Origin of the sequence: Corynebacterium sp. HMSC055G02, assembly GCF_001809065.1 — a bacterium.
Classification (GTDB): Bacteria; Actinomycetota; Actinomycetes; order Mycobacteriales; family Mycobacteriaceae; genus Corynebacterium; species Corynebacterium jeikeium_D.
In genome coordinates, this window is the sequence record NZ_KV795666.1 from 1 (window position 1) to 550 (window position 550).

At 55.1% G+C, this 550-nt stretch carries 1 pseudogene; it reads left to right on the forward strand.

Features of this window, described 5'->3' with window-relative positions:
• Positions 1 to 204 precede the first annotated feature (204 nt).
• Positions 205 to 550: pseudogene (locus HMPREF2547_RS07945) on the forward strand (IS256 family transposase); the annotation flags it as partial.

A 550-nucleotide genomic window follows, 5' to 3' on the forward strand; every position in this document is an offset into this window, starting at 1 on the left:
GGGTTAAGTAGCAAAAAGTGTGTCTGACTTTCAGCATTACTGCTGATTAGGCTGGGTAAATCGGGCGGATATAAGCATCAAGACCTTATATCCGCCCGATTAGTGTTCAATCCACCGGAATGGCACCCGCATGTGCTAATCGGGGGTTGGTGTGCTTTCCGGGTGAGTAAAAACAGACCACGATGCCCGATATGCGCTGGGCAAATGAAGAAAAACGGAACCACTTCTAAAGGCACAACCAGGTGGCGATGCAAGGACCCGAACTGCGGCAGTTCCACGACACGAACCCGCACCGACCGCACGCAGACCCGCGACTTTAAAGCCTTCGTCTCTTATGCCACCTCCACAGCAACGTTGTCTGAACTCGCCCAGCAACAAGGGGTAAGCCGTTGGACACTTGACCGCCGATTCAAACCGTTCTGGCTCATCGACATCCCCAACGACGGTGACCCACAGCGCATCTACGACCAGATCTTCATCGACGGTACCTACACCGCCGCCGGATGCTTGCTCGTCGCAGCCAGCCACGACCACGTCATCGCATGGCACT